General features: G+C 71.4%; 3 protein-coding genes. 2 read left to right on the top strand and 1 reads right to left on the bottom strand.

Translation table 11 applies throughout. From position 1 onward, the window contains the following. The coding region (locus FJV41_RS48385) for an Hsp70 family protein (RefSeq protein ID WP_246137893.1) at nucleotides 1-1,688 on the top strand (1,688 nt) is incomplete at its 5' end. 160 nt (nucleotides 1,689-1,848) lie between these two features. Further along, complete coding sequence (locus tag FJV41_RS48390) at nucleotides 1,849-2,433, top strand: outer membrane beta-barrel protein (RefSeq protein WP_246137894.1); 585 nt, start codon at nucleotides 1,849-1,851, stop codon at nucleotides 2,431-2,433. A 10-nt stretch (nucleotides 2,434-2,443) separates the two neighbouring features. Here the strand turns inward: FJV41_RS48390 and FJV41_RS48395 are convergent, their stop codons facing one another. Further along, nucleotides 2,444-3,787, bottom strand: coding sequence for a glutamate--cysteine ligase (locus FJV41_RS48395; RefSeq protein WP_141649391.1), 1,344 nt, complete (start codon nucleotides 3,785-3,787; stop codon nucleotides 2,444-2,446). Between the last annotated feature and the right edge of the window lie 72 nt (nucleotides 3,788-3,859).

The raw sequence follows: 3,859 nt of genomic DNA on the forward strand, positions 1-3,859 counted from the left end.
AGGCACGTACCGAGCCCACCGAACCACCCGCCCCTCAGGACGCCGATACCGCGCGCAATCGCCGCCGTGCGCTCCTGGAGGTCCCTGTCTCCGCGCCCTCCACCTCCCCCGCCGTTCCAGAGGTGGTGCTCGGCATCGACCTGGGCACCTCACACGCCCGAGTCGCTGTCTTCCACGATGGCGTCGCTCAACTCGTTCCCCTCCCGGGCACGGACGGCCACGAACTTCCCGCGCTCGTCGCGGTGGACGGCAATGACGAACTGCTCGTCGGCCCGGCGGCTCAAGTCGAAGCCATGCGCGCTCCCCGCCGTGCCGCGCCCGGCCTCATGCGTCTGCTCGGCCTGCGCGCGCGCTCCCCTCGACTCCGCGCCCTGGCCCCACAACTCCCCTTCCCCGTCGCCGCCGACCCGAGCGGCGATGCCTGCGTGGAGCTCGGTGGCCGGCTCGTCGCCCCTACCCTCTTCACGGCCCTGCTCCTGCGCGAGCTCAAGCACGCCGCCACGACCTTCGTCGGACGCAAGGCCACCCGCGCCGTCATCTGCGCCCCCACCCACTTCACGGACCGCCAGCGCGCGGCCCTGCGTGACGCGGCCACCCTCGCGGGGCTCGACGCACAGCGCATCCTCACCGCCCCCGCAGCGGCCGCCCTGGCCCACGGACACGGACGCGGCCTGGCTCGCAAGCGCGTGCTCGTCATCGACCTGGGCGGCGGAGGACTCGGCGTCGCCGTGGTGCAAGTCACCGGCGATGATTTGGAGGTCATCACCACCGGCGGCGACCCCACGGTGGGTGGCCTGGACTTCGACGCCCGCATCGCGGAAGCCCTCGCCAGCGATCTCGCGGACCAGGGCATCCCCCGCCCTGAACACGCGCTCGATTGGGGCCCCCTGCGCACCGCCGCCGAGGCCGCCAAGGTGGCCCTCTCCGAGCGCGAACAGGTGGACGTCACCCTGCCCTCGGGCACCGTGCCCCCGCTGACCCGCGAGCGAATGGAGGCCCTCACCGCGGACCTCGCCCAGCGCGTGACGTCCGTCGTGCGCGAAGTGCTCGACTCGAACGCCCTCTCGCCCCAGGGCCTCGACGCCGTGCTGCTCGTGGGCGGCCAGGGACGCACGCCCCTGGTCCGCCGCCGGCTGGAGGAAAGCCTGGGCGTCCCCGTGCGCGACGACGTCGACGCCCGAGGCGGCGTGGCCCTGGGCGCCGCGCTGCTCGGCCGCGGAATCGTGCTGGCTGAAGGCGGCAAGCCCGCCGCCTCCGTCTCCGAGGTGCTCTCCGCGCCCATCGGCGTCGCCGAGCGAGGAGGCACCCTGCGCCGAGTGCTCGAGCGCACGACGCGACTGCCCGCCGGCAAGACGCTCGTCATCCCCATCGCTCCGGGCCCCCTGGAGCTCGCCCTCTTCCAGGGCCCCTCGCCGCTCGCGGCGGAGAACGAGTACCTGGGTCGGCTCTCCCTCAACGTGGAGCGCGCGGGCGAGGTGGAGCTGCACTTCTCGCTCTCCGCCGACGGAGCCCTCTCGCTGGAAGCCACGCTGCCCGGAGTCCGCCGCCAGCCCGTCTCCCTCTCCCTGGAGGACCTGGACGACGCGGGGCGCGAGGCGCTCGTTGCCCGCTCGCCGCTGATTGGCGAGCCCGAGGCGCGTCCGGGCGGCCTGCTGTCCGGGTTGAAGAAGCTGTTCGGCCGCCGCTGAGCGCCTTCCCGTCCGGCTCCTCGCGGGCCCGGCGGTCCACCGCCAACCCAGCGGGCCCTCTCTGTAGCCGACTCAACGGATGCCCACCTTGTCGCTGACCGAAACTTCGGGGAGGTATGCGATGCGACGTTCGATGGTGGGAGGAGTCGCCGTGGCTGCCATGGCTCTGGCGAGCCCGGCTTTCGCGATCGAGGCCCAGCGAGTGGCCGGGGCCTTGGACATGAAGAAGGAGCCGGAGGTCGGCATGGACGTGCGACTGGGTCTCGGCAGCTTCACGGGAGACCTGGGCGAGGACGTCGGCGTGGGCGCGACGTTCGGCATCAACGCCGACGCCCAGGCGTGGAAGTACGTGGGAATCGAGGTGGGCTATGAGCTGCAACGCCTGCCCATCGATTCGCGTCGAATCGACGACGAGGATGCGGGCCTGTGGCGCAACAACTTCGGCGTGCTGGCCAAGGCCGGGCCGCTCATCGACCAGAAGTGGCGGCCCTTCGTCGGCGCGGGCTTCGGCCTGAGCTACCTGGACCCCTCCGACGGCGCGGACGACGTCTACCAGAACGACTGGATGACCGAGATTCCGCTCGCCGCCGGCGTGGACTATCGCTTCGGCAGCGTCCTGTTCGCGGGGGCCCGGGCCACCTATCGCCTGCTGGGCGGCGAGGACGTCGTCGACCGCCCAGGCACCAACAGCGCGGCGAAGGGCAGCCTCTTCAACGCGAACCTCACGCTGGGCGGCCGCTTCTAGCGGCCTCGCTTCACACGCTCGCCAGCGAGAGCACTGTCTCGGGGCGTGGGTCCTTCGCCCACGCCTCGAGCAGCACCGCCGCGGGGGAGCGCTTCGACGCGGCCACTTCCGCCAGCGGGTCCAGCAGGGGCGCGTCCGCCGCGTCCAGGCGCAGCAGGCCCCGCCGGGCAATGCCCACCATCTCCTCCGCGAGCCGGTACAACTCGTGCGTGCCCAGCTTCCCGGCCAGCCCCTCGCGGCGCGCGGTGTCGTGGAAGGCCAGGTGCTCGGTGTACGTGAGCTTCGGCAACAGCCGCTCCGCCTCGTCCAGCGCCGTGGCGTCGTAGAGGATTCCGCGCCACAACGCGCCCAGCGCGCCTGTCATCGCCGCGTTTCCACAGTCCGCGCCGCGCACCTCGACGACCTTCTTCAGGCGCACCTCGGGGAAGAGCGTGGAGAGATGGTCGGTCCAGTCCGCCAGGTCCGGGGGCTGTCCCTCGAAGCCCTGCTCCAGCAACTGTCGGAAGGTGAGCTTCGGGTGCAGGTACTGGCCCTCGCGGCGCAGGAAGAGCAGCGGCGCGTCCATCGCCCATTCGACATAGGCCCGGTACGAGAAGGAGCCGTCGAAGAACGCGGGCAGATAGCCACAGCGCGTCGGGTCCACCTCGTCCCAGACACGGTTGCGGTAGGACACGTAGCCGGAGGGCTTGCCGTCCACCAGCGGGCTGTTGGCGTACAGCGCGTTCATCACCGGGGAGAGCCGCGCCACCACCACCGTCTTCCGGACACAGTCCGCCTCGTCCTTCCAGTCGAGCGACACCTGTCCGGTGGCCGTCATCAACATCATGTTCAGCGCCAGCTGACCCCGCTCCGGCAGGGTGCGCCGCATCACCAGGTAGCGCGACTTGGGCATCCACGGCATCGTCGCCGTCGTGCCCGTGGGGCGGTACCCCATCGTCACCAGCCGCAGCCCCAGCTCCCCCGCCGCCGCCTTCACCTGCTTCAGGTGGGCCAGGTTCTCCGCGTGCGCCTCGCGCGCCGTGTGGAAGGGGCTGCCGGACAGCTCGAACTGTCCACCCGGCTCCAGGGAGATGGTCGCCTCGCCGCGCTCCCGCTGGAGGGCGATGACCGGGGACTCGGGCGTCTCCCGGAAGGGGACATAGCCCTCGGGGGCCAGCCGGTTCAGCAGGGCCCCCACTCCGGACGGACCCTCGTAAGGGACAGGAGCGTCTGAACCCACGGGGAACAGCAGCTTCTCGTGTTCCAGGCCCAGACGAAGGTGGCCCTGGGGCTTCTCGGCGGACCGAAAACCCGACACCAGCAGGTCGACAGAGGTGATCGGCTCGGAGTTGGCGCGCTTGAGGTCGAGGGACATGAGCGCGCCCTATATAACGTGTAACTCCAGAGCCGCTTTCGATTTGCACACCGGCCCCGCCATGCCCCCCCC

The sequence above is a fragment of the Myxococcus llanfairpwllgwyngyllgogerychwyrndrobwllllantysiliogogogochensis genome, from assembly GCF_006636215.1.
Classification (GTDB): domain Bacteria; phylum Myxococcota; class Myxococcia; order Myxococcales; family Myxococcaceae; genus Myxococcus; species Myxococcus llanfairpwllgwyngyllgogerychwyrndrobwllllantysiliogogogochensis.

Excerpts from the sequence above, each read along its gene's own strand:
- FJV41_RS48390 (WP_246137894.1), top strand. The coding sequence starts at position 1,849 with ATGGCTCTGGCGAGCCCGGCTTTCGCGATCGAGGCCCAGCGAGTGGCC.
- FJV41_RS48395 (WP_141649391.1), bottom strand. The coding sequence starts at position 3,787 with ATGTCCCTCGACCTCAAGCGCGCCAACTCCGAGCCGATCACCTCTGTC.